Source organism: Paractinoplanes ovalisporus, from assembly GCF_016834655.1.
GTDB classification, from domain to species: Bacteria; Actinomycetota; Actinomycetes; order Mycobacteriales; family Micromonosporaceae; genus Actinoplanes; species Actinoplanes ovalisporus.
In genome coordinates, this window is record NZ_JAENHP010000016.1 from 156,485 (window position 1) to 172,333 (window position 15,849).

The following is a 15,849-nucleotide window of genomic DNA, read 5'->3' on the forward strand; positions in this document are numbered from 1 at the left end:
CGGATCTCGGGGGAGCCATGAACATCAAGAGGCAGGCACAGGCAGCAGTCGCGATCGGCGCCGTCACGGCGGCGGCCGTCGCGGGTCTTCAGGCGCCGGCGAACGCGGCCTGGCCGTCGGACATCTTCCACATCGCCGACGTGCCGACGTGGGTGGTCCAGCACACCGACGGCCACGTCGAATGGGGCAACCGTACGGCGTACGTCGACGGCACGGTCACCGACAACGACAACCTGCCGATGTCGAGCACGGTCATCTTCGAGGCCTTCGCGGGCAGCAACAAGATCGATACCCAGACCCGCACCGCGAACGAGGACTCCAGCCTCGGCTGGTCCCGCAGCTTCGCCTTCAGCATCGGCGACCCCGACCTGCGCGGAGGCATCGACCGCATCAAGATCACGCTCCGGATCAACTACCCCGACGGCAGTTGGGTGAACGGCCCGACCTTCCAGATCCACCGCGACGCCGTGGCCGAGAACGTCGGCAACTACTAGCGGATCTCATCCCGCTAAGCAGGAGCGCGAGCTCGGCCGATTGTCAGGGCGTGGGTGGTGGCACGCAGCGGGCGCGGGATGACGGTTTCACCCTGATCGAGGTGGTCGTCGCCATGGGGATCATCACGGTGGTGATGACCTCCCTGACCGTCTTTCTGGTCAACTCCCGCAAAGCGGCCCGCCACGCCGCCCAGCGTGATACGGCGGTGCGGCTCGCGCTCGACGGCATGGAGAAGGCGCGCGGCCTTCGCGGCTCGGCCCTGCTCGGCGGGCGCCAGCAGTGCACGTCGTGCGCCGATGTCACCTCGGCCCAGGCCGTCTCCCTGCTCGGCGCGACGACGCGGTGGGACGCGGCCGGCACCGGGACGCTGGCGATTCCCCAGCCCGGCGTCCAGCCGGACGGCTCGGTCGTGTCCACGCCCGCCGACCCGGAAGTCGTGCTGCTCGACGCCGTTCCGTACCGGCGCTACTACTATCTCGGCGCCTGCTGGCAGCCGGCCGTCGGGGCGCTCACCACCAGCCTCACCTGCGGCACGACGGCCGCGGCGGCACCCCTGGTCCGTCTGGTCGTGGCGATCAGCTGGAACGACCCGCAATGCCCGGCCAACACCTGCGGCCATGCCGAAGCGGCGCTGTTCAGCACCGCCATCGTCGACCCCTTCCTCGTGGGCTGAGCGAGGCCGGATGAGCGACGGTGAGATGCGCGACGATGAGAGCCGCGATTCCGGATACAGCCTGGTCGAGATGCTGGTCGTGCTCGGCATCGTCTCCGTGATCGGCAGCATCTTCACGACCGCTGTGCTGCAGATCTATCGCACCGCGACCAACATCGAGGCCGAGTCGGTCGTCCAGTCCCAGCTGAGCACCGCGCTGCTGCAGCTCGACAAGACGATCCGGTACGCGTACTACATCTCCGCCGTGCACACCGAGGGCACCACCCCGTACGTCGAATATCTCGTCCAGGCCCCCGAACCGGGCGGCACCACCCTGCTCAAGCGGTGCGTCCAGCTCCGTCTGACGGGTACGGATCCGCAGAATCTGCAGCTGCAGTCGCGGTCGTGGACCGTGGCGGCGACCGTCAGCCCGAGCGCCTGGGTGCCGCTCGCCTCGAACCTCACGACCGTCGCCGGGACCGCCGCCTTCGTCCGCACGCAACCCACGACCTCGCTCAATCACCAGATGCTCGGCATCCGGCTGTCCGCCAGTTCGGCCACGACCCGGCGCACCAGCGCGGTGACCTACACGGCCCTCAACACGTACGCGAGCACCGCTCTGGACGCCTCCGCGCAGCCCTTGGCCCCCTCGGCGGAGCCCTGCTACAGCGCCTCGGCCCGGTCATGATCAGGTTGCGGGACTCCCGCGGATCGCTGCCGCTGGCCATGCTGCTCAGCATCGTCGGGATCGGCGCCGTCAGCCTGCTCGGCGCGGTCGTGGCCAGCCAGATCAGCACCACCCGGTACGACGTCAACCGCTCGGCCGCGATCAGCGCCGCCCAGAGCGGGATCGAGACCACCCTGGCCCAGCTGCGCGCCGTGCCGATCAACTCGTCGGGCGACGCCGCGCTGGCCAGCGTCCCCTGCTCGGCCACGGTGCAGGGCCCCAGCCTCAAGCTGAGCGGCGTCGTCAGCCCCGGCCAGCTCGCCGCGTTCGCGGTCAACATCTATTACCTGACCACGAACCCACCGGCCGGCGCCGACCCGGAGACCTGGGCCAAAACCAATCGGCTCGGCTGCGGCGGGGCGGGTGGTCCCTCTCTCGTTCCCATGTACGCCCTGATCGCGTCCACCGGCTCATCGGGCCCGGCCAGCCGTACGTTGCTGGCCACCTACCTGTTCCAGAGCCGCACCAAGCCCAACGTGCCGGGTGGGACGATCAAGGTCTACAACAGTGACCAGTGCCTGACCGCGCCGCGTGAGGTCACCGGGTCGTCGCCGATGACCGTGGGCACGCAGCTGGTCCTGGCGACCTGCGATGCCTCCGACCCGAAACAGACGTTCACCTACAATCCCACGCTGCAGGTCCAGCTCAAGAACAGCGAAGGCTCGACGTTCTTCCCCAACGGGGCCTGTCTCTCGGCGGCCAGTGTCGACAAGACACCGGTGACGTTCGTGCCGTGCGACGCGACCCAGCGCACCCAGATCTGGAGTCTCAACAACCGCGACAACTTCGAGGGCACCACCGACGGCGTGAATCCCAACGGCAAGTGCTTCAACGTCGACTGGACCGCGCTGCCGCCCAAGGTGCTCATCAACAACGTCATCGCCGGCAACGCGAACAAGGTGGCCAACACCCAGGGCGACGGCACCGACGGAACCCCGTGCAGCGGCATCTCGGGCGACTACACCAAGTACAAGACGTTCTTCCCCGACCCGAGCGCGGGCACCGGGGCGGCCGGCGAGGTCACCAAGCAGCTGGTCAACTACGAGCAGTTCGGGCGCTGCCTCGACGTCACGGCCAACACCTGGACGTACGCGTTCATGGTGATCTTCCCGTGCAAGCAGGCGCCCAACAAGGTCATCCAGTGGAACCAGGTCTGGTTCCTGCCGGCGGTCGCGGTCGGCGGCACCTCGGCCCAGGGCCGCGTCTACGTCAAGGGCAACGACGGCGTCACCACGTACTGCCTCTACAGCCCCGGTTCGATCGCGTGGGGCCAGTACGTGAAGCTCGCCGCCTGCTCGTTGAGCAGCGCCATCCCGGCCAACCAGCTGTGGACCCGGACCGTCTTCACCGGGGTCAGCCAGAACTCGTACCGGATCGAATCGACGTACGGGACCTCAGCCACGGCCCCCTACTGCCTGATGGCCTCCCCGACCGACTACTGGGACCAGTTCACCGCGATGCACATCAGCAAGCTCGTGCTCGGCGCGTGCAGCGGCTCGAACCTGCAGAAGTGGAACGCCTCGCCCAGCATCCTCAGCTCGGTCGTCTCCGACTACCAGGAGAAGTGATCTCGTTTGAGCAGCTCCTCGAGGATGACCCGGGTGTGTGCGGGCGGGTCGGCGTCGATGCTGACCCGGTCCATCGCCATCGCGTACTGGTCGATGTCCTCCCGCTTGTCGAGATAGATGGCGCTGGTCAGCTGTTCCACGTAGACCACGTCGGGCAGCTCGGGCTCGGGGAACCGCAGGATGGTGAACGGGCCACCGGCCGCGGCGTGACCGCCCGCGAGGAAGGGCACGATCTGCAGGCGTACGTTGGGCCGCTTCGACACCTCGACCAGATGCTCGATCTGCGCCCTCATCACCTGCTCCCCGCCGATCGGGCGCCGCAGGACGGCCTCGTCGATGACCGCCCACAACTGCGGGGCCTCGGGCTGGTCGAGGATCGACTGGCGAAGACGGCGCAGCGCGACCCGCCGGTCGATCTCCTCGGGGGGCAGGCCGGCGTGGCCCAGCATGATGACCGCACGGGCATAGTCGGGTGTCTGCAGCAGACCGGGGACGAACTGCACCTCGTACGTACGGATCACGCGGGCCGCCGCCTCGAGCCCGAGATAGGACTGGAACCAGCTGGGCATCACGTCGCCGAACTGCTGCCACCAGCCGGGGCTGTTGGCCTGACGGGCGAGGCCCAGCAACTGGTCGCGTTCGTCCTCGGCGGTCACGCCGTAGAGCGTCAGGAGGTCACTGACGTCGCGCTCCTTGAAACTGACCCGGCCCAGCTCCATCCGGCTGATCTTGGATCCGGAGCCGCGGATCGCCCACCCGGCGTCGTCGCGGGTGATCCCCTTGGCTTCCCGCAGACGCCGCAACTGGGTCCCGAGAAGGATGCGCAGGACGGTCGGGCCGGCGCCGGGCGAATCCTCCACCTGGGCCGGACCGCCCCCGGCCCCGACCTCCGCCGGAACCGTCTCACCGTCGCCCTCCACCACCCGCGGTCCTCCGCTCGTCGTCGACGTCCCTCATCACTCAGGGCCGCCGAACCGGCGCCGGTGTGAAGTTCACCGCGTGACTTTCCCAGAAAGTCAGCGCCCTGACCACAGCACGATCACCACCAGGACCACGGCCGTGACCGCCGCGACAACCGTGATGGCCAGCGACGATGTCGCCAGAAAGACACCGCCGACCGCCGTCAGCACGCCGTTTGTCACCAACACGACATCAACCTGCCCGCGCCGCTCCGGCTGCTCGGCCATGATCGGCCCCCTCGGTCACTCGTCCGTCACCGTCACGGGAGAGGGCCACCGAACCGGCCACGATGTGAAGGAGCCGGATGTCCGGCTTCGAGCGGTGGACGGAAGGCCGATGGACCGTGCCGCGCCCCACGGGTGATGCTCATCCGGCAAGAAGGCCGAGAGAGGGGCAAACGTGACGAGTGAGCTCATGAGCGTGCGGACCGAGGACGGCAGCGCCGCGCTGTTCGAGGTCGACGTCAATCCGGGTGGGCTCCGGGACGTGTCCTTCGACGGCAAAATCGTCAAGGCGAAGGAAACGCTCGAGCAGTCGCTGGTCGAGGTTCGCCGGGTCGCGCTCAAGGCGCTCGACACGTTCCGCGACGGCGGCGCCGACGGTCCGGATCAGGTGGAGCTCGAATTCGGCGTCAAGTTCAAGGCCGAGGCGGGCACCGCGGTTTTCGCCAAGGCCGCCGCCGAGGGCCACATCGTCGTACGGCTCTCCTGGAAGAGCGGCGTGGACGGACCGGGCGGACCGGGCGGTGGCGAGGCCGACGACGAATGACCTCGATGCAGTGGCAGGCACGCGTCGAGATCCCGGGCACCTCGGTGCACGGCAGCGGATTCCTCGTGACGGATCGGCACGTTCTCACGTGCGCGCATGTCGTGGCCGGCTCCGGAACAGTGAGCGTGACGCTCCGCAACGCCACGGAACCGATCACCGCGACCGTGCTCCGGTCGGGTCGCTGGTGGACGAAACGGTCCGAGGAGGCCGACGTCGCGGTCCTGGAACTGTCCGAGCCGGTGGACGTCGAGCCGGCCCGGTTCGCGCCGTACACCGCGGTTGAGCTGTATGCCGGCCAGGATCTGAACGCCCACGGCTACCCCCGCCACTTCTCCGTGGACGGTGTGAACTGCCGGTTCCACGCGCGCCCGCACCGCGAGATCCGCGCGAACGTCCAGATCGACGCGGTCGACGACTTCACGGTCTGGCTCGAGGAGGGCTTCAGCGGCGCGGCCGCCTACCATCTGGGCACCGGTCAGGTCGTCGGCATGGTGAAATCGGCCGGTCATGACCCGCGCGTGGGGGTCATCGTGCCGATCGCCGAGCTGGTGCGGCACTGCCCCGCACTGGCGGAGGTCATCGCGCTCGGTTCGCTCAGCCCGAAGGTCTACACCGAGCTGCGCGAGGCCGTCACGGCGGTGAAGCTCCGGCCGATCGAGGTCAGCCGGCTGCACAGTGCCATGCGGTCCGCGATCCCCAGCATGCCCACGCACCTCGGCACGCTGCTCGCGGTGGTGGAAGCCGTCGTGGTGGAAACGGTGCTGGTCGACGACGACCAGATGCACCGCCATCTGCGGACACTCCTCGACCACCTGGACACCCGGCCGCTCCGGAAATGGAGCCGGCGTCATCTGCCGGCCGGCCGGTCCGCGCCGTCACCGATCGAAACCCGCCGCGACGGTGCGGTCGTGGTGCGGCTGGAGCCCTCCGCGGATTCCGGGCACGAGGCGTACGACCTGACCGTGTGGACGGTGACGAGCCTGGACGGCGAGCTCACCGAGCCGGTCGTCGACGAGCGCGGCGTGGACCGTGGGCGGTGGCAGGAGCGCGTCGAGGCGGCGGTCGAACAGGGACTGACCCGGATGCCGGCGTCGGTCGAGGTCGTGATGGTGGAGTTCGTCCTGCCGCGCGAGTTCCTGGGCGAAGCGGTCGACGAGTGGACCGACCGCACCGACGACGACACACCGCTCGGCGTGTCCCGGGCGGTCGCCGTACGGGATCTCGACTGGTTCACCCACCCCAACCCGGCCGCCCTGGGCCGCCGCGCCCGCACTCTGCGCGACACCGGTAAGAGTCTCAGCGAGGTGCTGCGCTGGAAGGACTGCGGTGAAGCGCCGCCCGTCCGGACCACCAACTTCAAGGGATGGCTGCGCATGGGCGAAGGGACACTCGCGCTCGCGCTGGCCGGTGAGTGGACGGCCACGCAGTACGTCAGCGCCGCCGTCGCTTCCGGACCGCCGGTCATGCTCTGGCGCCGGCACGCCTGTTCCGCCGACGAGCACCGACATGGCGACTCGTGCACCGGCCGGTGGTTCTGTGGTGAGATGGCCGACCAGCTGCACGGGGTGACCATCGACGCGGTCGCCGAACGGGTCCGCGACCTGCGGGCACGGGCGCTGGCCTCGGCCGAGCAGGATGACCGGCACTGCGGCAGCGGACTCACGCTGCTGCTGGACGACGCGCGGCGGCGGCCGGCGCCGCTGAGCTTCGCGGAATGAGGGACGCCGTGACCGACGACGCTGACACCGCCTGGTACGTCTACCGCGGTACCGACCAGCAGCACGATCTCATCGAGACGCTTCCGGAGCCGCCGCCCTGGCGCGGCTTCGACCCCGATCCCAGTGCCGGGGAAGAGCCGCCGTTCGTGGCCGAGGACCGGGAGAAGGAGCTCCGCGCCGCGCGGCACTACCGCCCCGACCCGGAGACGGTCCGGCTGGTGAACGCCGCGCTGCTGCTGCGCCGCCCCATGTTGGTCACCGGGCGGCCCGGCACCGGAAAGTCCACACTGGCCACGGCGATCGCGCACGAGCTGGGTCTGGGCCGGGTGCTGCGGTGGAACATCACCAGCCGGGTCGGGCTGCGCGACGGGCTCTACGAGTACGACCCGCTGGCCCGGCTGTACGCCGCGAGCCGCAACGGCGACGCTCCCGCGGTGGCCGAAGAGGATCTTGGCCAATACCTCCGGCTCGGTCCGCTCGGCACGGCCCTGCTGCCTCGCCGCCGCCCCCGCGTCCTGCTGATCGACGAGATCGACAAGGCCGACCTCGACCTGCCGAACGACCTGCTGGCGCTCTTCGAGGACGGCGAGTTCGAGATCCCGGAGCTGCACCGCCAGCCCGAACGCTACGCGGAGACCGCAGTCCGGACGTACGACAGCCCCGACCGGGTCGTCATCCGCAAGGGCCGGGTCCGCTGCAGCCAGTTCCCGCTCGTGATCATGACCAGCAACGGCGAACGCGAGTTCCCGCCGGCGTTCCTGCGTCGCTGCGTCCAGATCCCGATCGCCGTCCCCGACCAGGCCAAACTCCAGGAGATCGTCGCCGCGCATCTGCCCGGCATGGCACCGGACAGCGCCGAGGTGATCCAGCAGTTCCTGCAGGAGCGGGAGGGGGCCGGCCTCGCCACCGACCAGCTGCTCAACGCCATCTATCTGGTCCACGCGGCCGGGCTCGACCGCGACGCGACCCGGAAGGCGCTCGCCCGTGCGGTGATGAGCCCACTGGTGCAGCAGTGAACCTGGAAGACCTTTACACCGCCGTACGCCGGGGCGGTGTGGAGCCCACGCCGCGGGAACTCGCCGAGACGTTGTGGCTGGCCGCCCAGATGCAGCGGAGCCGGCCCGAACCGGCGAGCGTCCGAGGCGACGACCCGGGTGCACCGGCGCCGCCGGGGCGGTTGCCGCGGCCGAAGGGCCGTCCAACTTCGGCCGGCCGGCCGGAGCCACCGCCCGCGACCGAGCTGCACCCCTACCGACCGGCGGTCCGCCGGACCCGGCCGGCTCGCGCCGAGAACGTGCCCCGGCCCATCGCCCTCTCCGACCGGCTGGCCTTCCAGCGGGCGCTCCGGCCGCTCCTGCGCCGCGTGCCGGCCCCTGGTCCCGGCACTCTGGACGAGGAAGCGACCGCCCGGCTCATCGGCGACCAACCCCCGGGGGCACCCTGGCCGGTGGTGATGCGTTCCGCCCGGCAGCGGTGGCTCGACGCGGTGGTGGTGGTCGACGACGGCGATTCCATGGCGATCTGGCGCGGGTTGGCCGCCGACGTCGTCCGGGTGCTGCGCGAGTCCGGGGTGTTCCGTCAGGTGACGACGTTCCGGCTGCGTCCGGCGCCCGGCGACGGAACGGTGGCCGAGGTGACCGACTGGCAGGGACGACCGGTGACGCCGGGCCACCTGGTCGACCCCATGAACCGCCGGGTGACCTTCGTGATCACCGATGGCGTGGACCCGATCTGGCGATCAGGGTCGGCGGGCGCGGTGGCGAGCGGCTGGGCCCGGCGTGGTCCGATGTCGATCCTGCAACCGCTGCCGGAACGGCTCTGGGCGCGAACCTGGACGCGTACGGTGGCGGGCACGCTCGCCGCACCACGGCCGGCCGCCCCGAACAGCGATCTGAGCCTCGCTCCCTTCGGCGGCCGCGCCGCACCGGACGGCGTTCTCGTGCCCGTCCTTCAGATGGATCACCGCTGGTTGCGCCGCTGGACCGCTTTGATCGCCGGAGGCCCACCGATGACCGCGGCCGTCACGGGAATCGGCGAGCCGCTGGAGGAGCCGGTGACACCGGCCGTGGAGCCGTTGACACCGGGGCAGCGCGTGCAACGGTTTCGGGCGGCTGCCTCGCCGGAGGCGTTCCGGCTCGCCCGGCTCGTCGCGCTGAGCGAGCCGCAGGTCGAGGTGATCCGCTACGTGCAGCAGGCGACGTTCCCCGACCCGCAACCGGCCTATCTGGCCGAGGTGCTGCTCAGCGGTCTGCTCCGGGTCGAGAACGCGGACCTCGGGCAGTACGGGTTCATCGAGGGCGTGGCCGAGGAACTGGTGGACACGCTCACCGTCAGCGAGACCCTGGGGGCCAACGAGTTGCTGGCCCAGGTGTCGGTCGAGGTGGCCCGGCAGAGGAACAGGACCGGGGCCGGCTTCCTCGCACTGACTCCCGCCGACGGTGACGAGCGGATGGCGTCGGGCAGCAGGCCGTTCGCGGTCACCTCGTACGGGCGTGAACGGGTGACGCTCGCCCGGCGCCGGCTCGAAGCACCGCCACCCGCTGCTCCGGCCCGCCCGGCGTCGAGACCGGTGCGGCCACGCGTCTCCAGCCGGGGCCGGCTGTCCTGCCCCTACTGCTATTCCGCGATTCGGCGGCGCGCCGATCTGTGGTTCGCCTGCACCGGACGAAAGCAGCCGGGAAAGGAGGTCTGCCGTCCCGTGGTCGATGAGGCTCGACGATCACTTACCGGCTACGCCGTTCCGTCCCGGCCGGTGTTCCCGCCCCCGTCAACGCTCCTCCCGTTCACCGGAACGTCCAGCACCGCGGACTGTCCGGACTGTGGCGGCCCGACCGGGATTCGGGTCTGTCCCCACTGCCATACCCGATTGCCTGCTGTGTTCGGTGAATCGGCGAGCCCGATGATCGCCATGGTCGGAGCGCGAGCGACCGGCAAGTCGGTCTATCTGACCGTGCTGACTCACCAAATGCGGTCGGTCCTTTTCCGCGAGTTCGACGCCGACGTTCGGCAGGTCGGCGGGGATGGCTCGGATTGGCTCGATCAAAACACTCGGAGGCTGTACGAGGACCGTTCCCTGCTCGCGACCACTGCGCGGGCGTTCGACGGCCGGACCGAAGCCATGGTGCTGGAGTGGCGGACCCGGGAGCGCACCTGGCTCGGCCAGAACCGGTTCCGGTCGAGCTACATCAGCTTCCAGCACGGCCTCGGCGACGATCTGACCGATGACACCTATCCGGGCGGGTCGCGCTATCTGGGAGCGGCCAGTCATCTCATCCTGTTGCTCGACCCGACGCAGCTGCCAGGAGCAGCCGAACGACTGCGTCTGCCCGTTTCGGGCCGACCGTACATCGACCCGGTCCGCGACGTGTTGAATTGGGTCACCGAGACGCTCAAGTCCACTGACCATTGGAACGGCCGGATGATCACCCTGCCGGTTGCGGTCGTGTTCACCAAGATGGACGCCTTCTACTCCGCCTTGGGGAAAACGCATCCGTTGCTCCTGACCCAGCGCCGGCCGGGCGGATACGACGAACAGCACGGGCGGCTGGTGCACGAGCTGGTGAGCGTCTTCCTCGACTCGTGGAACGGCCAGGACATCAACCGAACCCTGCGCGCCAATTATCGCGACTACCAGTACTTCTTCGTCTCAGCGCTGGGAGCCGAACCGAACTACGAGAACGCGACGGTGAGTCCCGCTGGGATCCGCCCGGAGCGGGTCGAAGAGCCGCTGCTGTGGCTGCTGCACCGGGCCGGAGTGGTTCCGGCGGCACCGTAGACCCTCTGTCGACGCCACATCCTGACGCCGGCGCGCGTCCTCCTTTGTGGAACTTCTCTTCTGCTGTGGAGGACATGTGCGACACCCAGTGAGGTCGGCCCTGGCCGCCGTCGGCGCGGGCTTGTTGGCCGCCCTGAGCGGGCTGCCCGCGCCGGCCACGGCCGCGACCAGCGGGCCGGCGACGATCGTAGTTCGTGACGGCGCGACCCAGCCCGTGTTCGACTACGCACAGGCGATCACCGAGGAGGTCTTCGTCGAGGTTCCGCTGGACACCGACGGGGACGGTGTGCGGGACCGGGTTCGGCTGGAGATCACCCGGCCCGGTGAGACCGAGACCGCCGGGCTCAAGGTCGGCTCGCTCATGATTGCCACGCCGTATCTGGGTGACGACTGGCCGGAGGTGCCCTATCACGACGTGGAGCCGGACCGGTTGCCGCAGGAGCGGGCCGCGGCCGTCTCGCTTGCCCGGTCCGCCGGACTGACCCGCGCCGGCGACGACGACTCGGGCTACCCGGAGGAGGGCACCTGGGAGTTCTTCGTCCGCCGCGGCTACGCCATGATCTCGATGGAGAGCCTGGGCACCGCCGGTTCGACCGGCTGCCCGGACGCCGGTGGGCCGCACGAGGCGGCCGCGACCCGGGCCGCCATCGACTGGCTGGGCGGGTCCGGACGGGCCTACGACGCCGCCGGGCGGGTGATCACCGCGCACTGGTCGGCCCGCAAGGTCGGCATGTACGGGGTCTCGTACAACGGAACGCTGCCCCTGGCCGCGGCGGTGACCGGGGCCTCCGCCCTCAAGACGATCATTCCGATGTCGGCCGTCTCCAGCTGGTACGACGAGTACCGCGCGAACGGGCTGGTCGTCGCCCCGTACGGCTGGCAGGGGGAGGACGTCGACATCCACGCCCGGGTCATCCTGTCGCGGCCGAACCCGCAAGTGTGCGCGGCCGCGATGGACCGGCTGGCCCAGCAACAGGACCGGGTCACCGGCGACTACTCGCCGTTCTGGGCCCAGCGCGACTACGCGGCCCGGGCCGGCAACATCCGGGCCAGCGTCTTCATCGTGCAGGGCCTGCGTGACTGGAACGTCAAGACGAAACAGGGCATTCAGCTCTGGGACGCCCTCGGCCGCCATGGCGTCGACCGCAAGCTGTGGCTCTACGACGGCGACCACGGCTCCGCCAACGCCCCGCAGTTCTTCCCGGCCATGCGCCGCTGGATCGACCACTACATCTACGACATCGACAGCGGCATCGAGGGTGAGGCGCCGGTGACGTTCGAGGACGCCGACGCGACGGTCACCGGCACCAGCCCGTCCTGGCCGGTGCCCGGTTCGGCCGCCGTGACGCTGCCCCTGGCCACCGGCCCGGCCCGCGTCGACACGTTCACCGACAACGGCCGCACCGCGCCGGCCGAGGAACTGCTGGAGCCCGCGGGCCACTCCCTGGCCTACCGCAGTCCGGCCCTGACGTCACCGGCCCGCCTGAGCGGCACGCCCCGGGTCGCCGTCGACGTGAGCATCGACAACCGTACGGCCGCCAACCTCACCGCCCTGCTGGTCGACTACGGCCCGGCCGGCACCGACCCGGTGATCGTCACCCGCGGCTGGATCGACCCGCAGAACCGCGACTCGCTCGCCCGTTCCGCCCCGGTCGTGCCGGGCCGGACATACCGGTTGCGCTGGGACATGCAGCCCCAGCAGCACACGTTCCCGGCCGGCCACCGCATCGGCGTGGTCGTCCTCGCCACCGACTACGACTACACGCTGCGCCCGCTGCCCGGCACCCGGATCTCGGTCCGCCCGGCGGCCAGCACGGTCACCCTCCCCCTGGTCGGGGGCCGCGCGTCCCTCCGCTTCTGAGGGCCGGTCCTCAGCCGGAACACGTGCCGGCCGAACGGACAGGCGTGCTGAGAAAAACTGGCAGCGTTGCCAAGAAAGCGGCGTCGGCCGGGGTGCTCGTCGGAGCGGGAGCAGCCATCGCGCTGCTCCTGCCGTCCGTCGCCCCGGCCGCGACCACCTACTTCTCGAAGACGACGAAGGCCACCGGGTCGGGCTCGGTGAGCTGTCCGGTGGGTTCGAAGGTCACCGGGGGTGGGGTGAACAAGCTTCCTTCCAACTCGTACGGGTCGTCGAGCTCGACCGAATACATCCTGGTCGCGTCGTATCCGAACGGGGAAGGGTGGAAGGGCGAAGGCCGTGTCGTCCGGGGCAGCCGGTCCTCGAGCGGTGACTGGCGCTACACCAGCGGAATCTTCATGCCGCCGGTGTTCGCGATCTGCATCCGCTGAGGTCAGTGCGGGTGGACGGGAGGGGCCGCCCGGCCAGCAGGCGCCGGCCGGCCTCGACCTTGGCGTCGGTCGGGTCCTTGAAGTTCCACAGCCGGGCCAGTTTCTCGGCGTCGCCCCAGTCGTAGCCGGCCTCGAAGAACGCGTCCAGCTCGCGCTGACCGGGGACGGCCTCGACCGTCCGGGTGGCGATGGAACTTGGCGTTGGCGATGCGGAAGAAGCCGGCAACGGCAGCGCGGTCGTGGCCGAGGGCGGCGGGGGCGTGGGGGCCGTGCCGCCCTCGAGGAAGTCGTGCATCTGGACCAGGCCGGCCATCAGGCCGACCCCGAGCACCGCGCTGCCGGCCGACTGGGCGATCCGGCGCCGCTTGCGGTAGCTCTGCGACAACGTCTGTACGCGGTTGTACACCACGGCGGGGTCGGTCGGCAGCCGCTCGCCCTCGGCCATCCCCTCCCGGATGCGGTCGTCGAACTCGTTCACAACCTCTAAGACGTACGTGGTGACGTGTCTGTGCAGCTGCGGGACCGGACGTGATCGGCGCGCCCGGCCCCGCGCGGTGCTCAGCGGCGGAACTGGATCCAGTTGACGTTGACGAAGTCGTTGGGCTGTCCGCTGGTGAAGGTCAGGAAGACCGTGTGCCGGCCCGACACGTTGGAGACGTTGCCGGGCACGGAACGCCAGCTCTGCCAGCCGCCCGTGTTGCCGATGGCGAAGCTGCCGATCGGCGCGTTGCCGCGGTTGTCGATGCGCACCTCGACCAGGCCGCTGACGCCGGCCCCGGCCCCCGAGGCGACCCGGGCCACGAAGTCACGGACCCCGCCCGAGCCGAACTCGACGTTGTTGAACTGCACCCAGTCGCCGGTGCGGACGGCGCCGATGTTCTGGCCGCCCTCACTCGCCGTTTCGACGATCACGCCGGACTGCGCGTTGAACGATTCGGCCTGAATTTGCGCGTACGCATCCCGGACGCCCCCGGTCGGCGGTGTCGTGGGCGGTGTGGTCGGCGGCGTGGTGCCACCGCCGCGGGTGTAGACGGCCACGTAGTCGACCAGCATGGGGTGGCCGGGCACGGTGGCCGAGGTCGGCGTGCCGAAACCGGCCACCCCGTTGGGGAAGCCGCCGCCCATCGCCACGTTGAGCAGGATGTGGTAGCCGGCGTGCCCGGTCATGTTCGTCCAGTGCGGCTCGCCGATCTGGTTCTGGTTGACCGCGTGGAACTGCTGCCCGTCCACGTACCACCGCAACTGGTTCGGTGACACGCTGCGGTCCCACTCGAAGGCGTACGTGTGGAAATTGCCCTGGCAGGTGGAGCCGGGGCAGGCCCGGTTGGCGCCGATGCCGTTGGTCTCGTTGCACGGCCCGCCCGGGTTGACGCCGCAGTGCAGCACGCCCCAGACGGCGTTGATGCCGTTGACGTTCTCCATGATGTCGTACTCGCCGATGGCCGGCCAGCTGTAGCGGTCGTTGCGGTAGGGCGCGCCGAGCGCCCAGAACGCGGGCCAGTAGCCGAGCGCGGCGTTGCCGGTGACATTGGGCATCTGGATGCGGCCCTCGATGCGCAGCACACCGTTGGCCGGGGCTTTGAAGTCGGTGCGCTGGGTCTCGATGCGCGCCGACGTCCACTGGCCGGAACCGCTGCGCAGCGGGGTGATGCGCAGGTTGCCGGAGCCGTCGTGGGCGAGGTTGCTGGTGCTGTTCGTGTAGGTCTGGATCTCGCCGGTGCCCCACTGCGGCGGGCCGCCGGGATAGCTGGTGCCGGTGTCGATGATCCAGTTCGAGCCGCTGGGCAGGGTGCCGGCGGCGCCGGTGAAGTCGTCGGCCCAGACCTGGGTCCAGCCGCTGGGAGGTGGGGGGAGGGCGGCGTTGGCGGCGACGGCCATCGCGGCCGAACCGGCCAGGGCGACGGTCGCCGCCGCGACGGCCAGGAGACGGGTTCGCAGGGTCATGGATACGCCCTTCTTCTCGGGCTTCCCGCGCGTGGAGCGCTCTCCTCGAAGTTTCCGGGGCGTTACAAGACCATTTCAAGAATGAACGGCGATCGATGCCCGTACGGGCAATTGACTGCTCTCTATTTCTTGAGCGAGGATCGCCGCGTGATGCGTGATCACCGTCCCCTGGCCCGGATCGGCGTCGTGTCCGGCCTCGCCGCGCTCATCGTCGCGGTCGTGGCGTCGCCGGCCTTCGCCGACCCGCCGCGTAACCTCCCCCAGAACGCCAACGGTTACGAGCAGTCCTTCTCCCCCGCCTACGACTACGACACCGACGGCTGTTACGCCACGCCCGCCATCGGTCCCGACGGCACGCTCAACGGCGGCCTCAACACGACCGGCGCGGTCAACGGCAGCTGCCGCGACCGCTCGGATCTCGACAACTCCCAGACCTACTCCCGCTCGAAATGCAACAACGGCTGGTGCGCGATCGTCTACGCCAGCTACTTCGAGAAGGACCAGGCCGTCGCCGGTAGCGGGCTCGGCGGCCACCGGCACGACTGGGAACACGTGATCTCGTGGGTCAGTCAAGCTTCCAACCAGGTCGAGTACGTGAGCACGACGCAGCACAGCTCGCAACGTACGTACGCCCGGTCGCAGGTACGGTTCGACGGCACCCACCCCAAGGTCGTCTATCACAAGGACGGCGCGTCGACCCACTTCTTCCGGCTGGCCAACAGCAACGACGAGCCGCCGGAGAACCACTACCACGACTGGCGCTACCCGCCGCTGGTCGGCTGGGACGGCTTCCCCACCATCGAACTGCGCGACAAGCTGACCTCGGCCAACTTCGGGTCGGCCACCCTGAAGACCCGCAACGGCTCGTTCGAGTCTCTGCTCAACGCGGCCAAGCCGGCCGGCATCCCCTTTGACCCGTACGAGGCCACACCGGGGTGAGCCGATGCGGCCCC

At 69.9% G+C, this 15,849-nt stretch carries 15 protein-coding genes; 11 read left to right on the plus strand and 4 right to left on the minus strand.

Translation table 11 applies throughout. The features are described 5' to 3' along the window. The first annotated feature begins 17 nt into the window (after nucleotides 1-17). From JIG36_RS35515 to JIG36_RS35530, 4 genes are read left to right on the plus strand one after another with little or no spacing between them, the layout of a single operon-like run. Nucleotides 18-494 (plus strand): hypothetical protein, encoded by a 477-nt coding sequence (locus JIG36_RS35515; protein ID WP_203380802.1) that lies wholly within the window; start codon nucleotides 18-20, stop codon nucleotides 492-494. A 50-nt stretch (nucleotides 495-544) separates the two neighbouring features. Beyond that, the gene (locus JIG36_RS35520) at nucleotides 545-1,168 is read left to right on the plus strand and encodes a type II secretion system protein (protein WP_203380803.1); all 624 of its coding nucleotides are present in this window, start codon (nucleotides 545-547) and stop codon (nucleotides 1,166-1,168) included. Nucleotides 1,169-1,178: 10 nt separating this feature from the next. Beyond that, a complete protein-coding gene (locus JIG36_RS35525) occupies nucleotides 1,179-1,835 on the plus strand; it encodes a type II secretion system protein (RefSeq protein ID WP_203380804.1) in 657 nt (218 codons plus the stop codon). Next, nucleotides 1,832-3,442, plus strand: coding sequence for an RICIN domain-containing protein (locus JIG36_RS35530; protein ID WP_203380805.1), 1,611 nt, complete (start codon nucleotides 1,832-1,834; stop codon nucleotides 3,440-3,442). The genes JIG36_RS35525 and JIG36_RS35530 overlap by 4 nt, the downstream gene beginning before the upstream one ends. On the opposite strand, the gene JIG36_RS35535 is transcribed toward JIG36_RS35530, so the two are convergent. Then, nucleotides 3,427-4,302 (minus strand): Sco1979 family transcriptional regulator, encoded by an 876-nt coding sequence (locus tag JIG36_RS35535; RefSeq protein ID WP_203380888.1) that lies wholly within the window; start codon nucleotides 4,300-4,302, stop codon nucleotides 3,427-3,429. The two genes, JIG36_RS35530 and JIG36_RS35535, sit on opposite strands and share 16 nt — an antisense overlap. Before the next feature lie 156 nt (nucleotides 4,303-4,458). After that, nucleotides 4,459-4,629, minus strand: coding sequence for a hypothetical protein (locus JIG36_RS35540; RefSeq protein WP_203380806.1), 171 nt, complete (start codon nucleotides 4,627-4,629; stop codon nucleotides 4,459-4,461). A 172-nt stretch (nucleotides 4,630-4,801) separates the two neighbouring features. Here JIG36_RS35540 and JIG36_RS35545 point away from each other — a divergent pair, with 172 nt between their 5' ends. From JIG36_RS35545 to JIG36_RS35570, 6 genes are all read left to right on the plus strand, one after another. Further along, on the plus strand, nucleotides 4,802-5,170 hold the full coding sequence (locus JIG36_RS35545) for a CU044_2847 family protein (protein ID WP_203380807.1): 369 nt from the start codon (nucleotides 4,802-4,804) through the stop codon (nucleotides 5,168-5,170). A gap of 5 nt (nucleotides 5,171-5,175) precedes the next feature. Beyond that, nucleotides 5,176-6,888, plus strand: coding sequence for a VMAP-C domain-containing protein (locus JIG36_RS35550; protein ID WP_203380808.1), 1,713 nt, complete (start codon nucleotides 5,176-5,178; stop codon nucleotides 6,886-6,888). A gap of 8 nt (nucleotides 6,889-6,896) precedes the next feature. After that, on the plus strand, nucleotides 6,897-7,904 hold the full coding sequence (locus JIG36_RS35555; RefSeq protein ID WP_307873042.1) for an AAA family ATPase: 1,008 nt from the start codon (nucleotides 6,897-6,899) through the stop codon (nucleotides 7,902-7,904). Beyond that, nucleotides 7,901-10,663 (plus strand): SAV_2336 N-terminal domain-related protein, encoded by a 2,763-nt coding sequence (locus JIG36_RS35560; RefSeq protein WP_203380810.1) that lies wholly within the window; start codon nucleotides 7,901-7,903, stop codon nucleotides 10,661-10,663. Before JIG36_RS35555 ends, JIG36_RS35560 begins: the two co-directional genes overlap by 4 nt. Nucleotides 10,664-10,739: 76 nt before the next feature. Then, nucleotides 10,740-12,524 carry a CocE/NonD family hydrolase gene (locus tag JIG36_RS35565; protein ID WP_307873043.1) on the plus strand — a complete coding sequence of 595 codons (1,785 nt, stop codon included), beginning with the start codon at nucleotides 10,740-10,742 and terminating at the stop codon, nucleotides 12,522-12,524. A 44-nt stretch (nucleotides 12,525-12,568) separates the two neighbouring features. Continuing rightward, nucleotides 12,569-12,952 carry a hypothetical protein gene (locus JIG36_RS35570; protein WP_203380811.1) on the plus strand — a complete coding sequence of 128 codons (384 nt, stop codon included), beginning with the start codon at nucleotides 12,569-12,571 and terminating at the stop codon, nucleotides 12,950-12,952. Here JIG36_RS35570 and JIG36_RS35575 read toward each other — a convergent pair. Both JIG36_RS35575 and JIG36_RS35580 read right to left on the minus strand, forming a co-directional pair. Beyond that, a complete protein-coding gene (locus JIG36_RS35575; RefSeq protein WP_203380812.1) occupies nucleotides 12,918-13,430 on the minus strand; it encodes a hypothetical protein in 513 nt (170 codons plus the stop codon). The two genes, JIG36_RS35570 and JIG36_RS35575, sit on opposite strands and share 35 nt — an antisense overlap. A gap of 80 nt (nucleotides 13,431-13,510) precedes the next feature. Continuing rightward, nucleotides 13,511-14,896, minus strand: coding sequence for a carbohydrate-binding protein (locus JIG36_RS35580; RefSeq protein WP_203380813.1), 1,386 nt, complete (start codon nucleotides 14,894-14,896; stop codon nucleotides 13,511-13,513). Between the two features lie 150 nt (nucleotides 14,897-15,046). Here JIG36_RS35580 and JIG36_RS35585 point away from each other — a divergent pair, with 150 nt between their 5' ends. Then, nucleotides 15,047-15,835: an NPP1 family protein gene (locus tag JIG36_RS35585; protein WP_203380890.1), complete on the plus strand. Its 789-nt coding sequence runs from the start codon at nucleotides 15,047-15,049 to the stop codon at nucleotides 15,833-15,835. Nucleotides 15,836-15,849 lie beyond the last annotated feature (14 nt).

Coding starts and splice junctions, on each gene's coding strand:
- JIG36_RS35530 (WP_203380805.1), top strand. CDS start 1,832: ATGATCAGGTTGCGGGACTCCCGCGGATCGCTGCCGCTGGCCATGCTG.
- JIG36_RS35585 (WP_203380890.1), top strand. CDS start 15,047: ATGCGTGATCACCGTCCCCTGGCCCGGATCGGCGTCGTGTCCGGCCTC.
- JIG36_RS35550 (WP_203380808.1), top strand. CDS start 5,176: ATGCAGTGGCAGGCACGCGTCGAGATCCCGGGCACCTCGGTGCACGGC.
- JIG36_RS35580 (WP_203380813.1), bottom strand. CDS start 14,896: ATGACCCTGCGAACCCGTCTCCTGGCCGTCGCGGCGGCGACCGTCGCC.
- JIG36_RS35540 (WP_203380806.1), bottom strand. CDS start 4,629: ATGGCCGAGCAGCCGGAGCGGCGCGGGCAGGTTGATGTCGTGTTGGTG.
- JIG36_RS35515 (WP_203380802.1), top strand. CDS start 18: ATGAACATCAAGAGGCAGGCACAGGCAGCAGTCGCGATCGGCGCCGTC.
- JIG36_RS35525 (WP_203380804.1), top strand. CDS start 1,179: ATGAGCGACGGTGAGATGCGCGACGATGAGAGCCGCGATTCCGGATAC.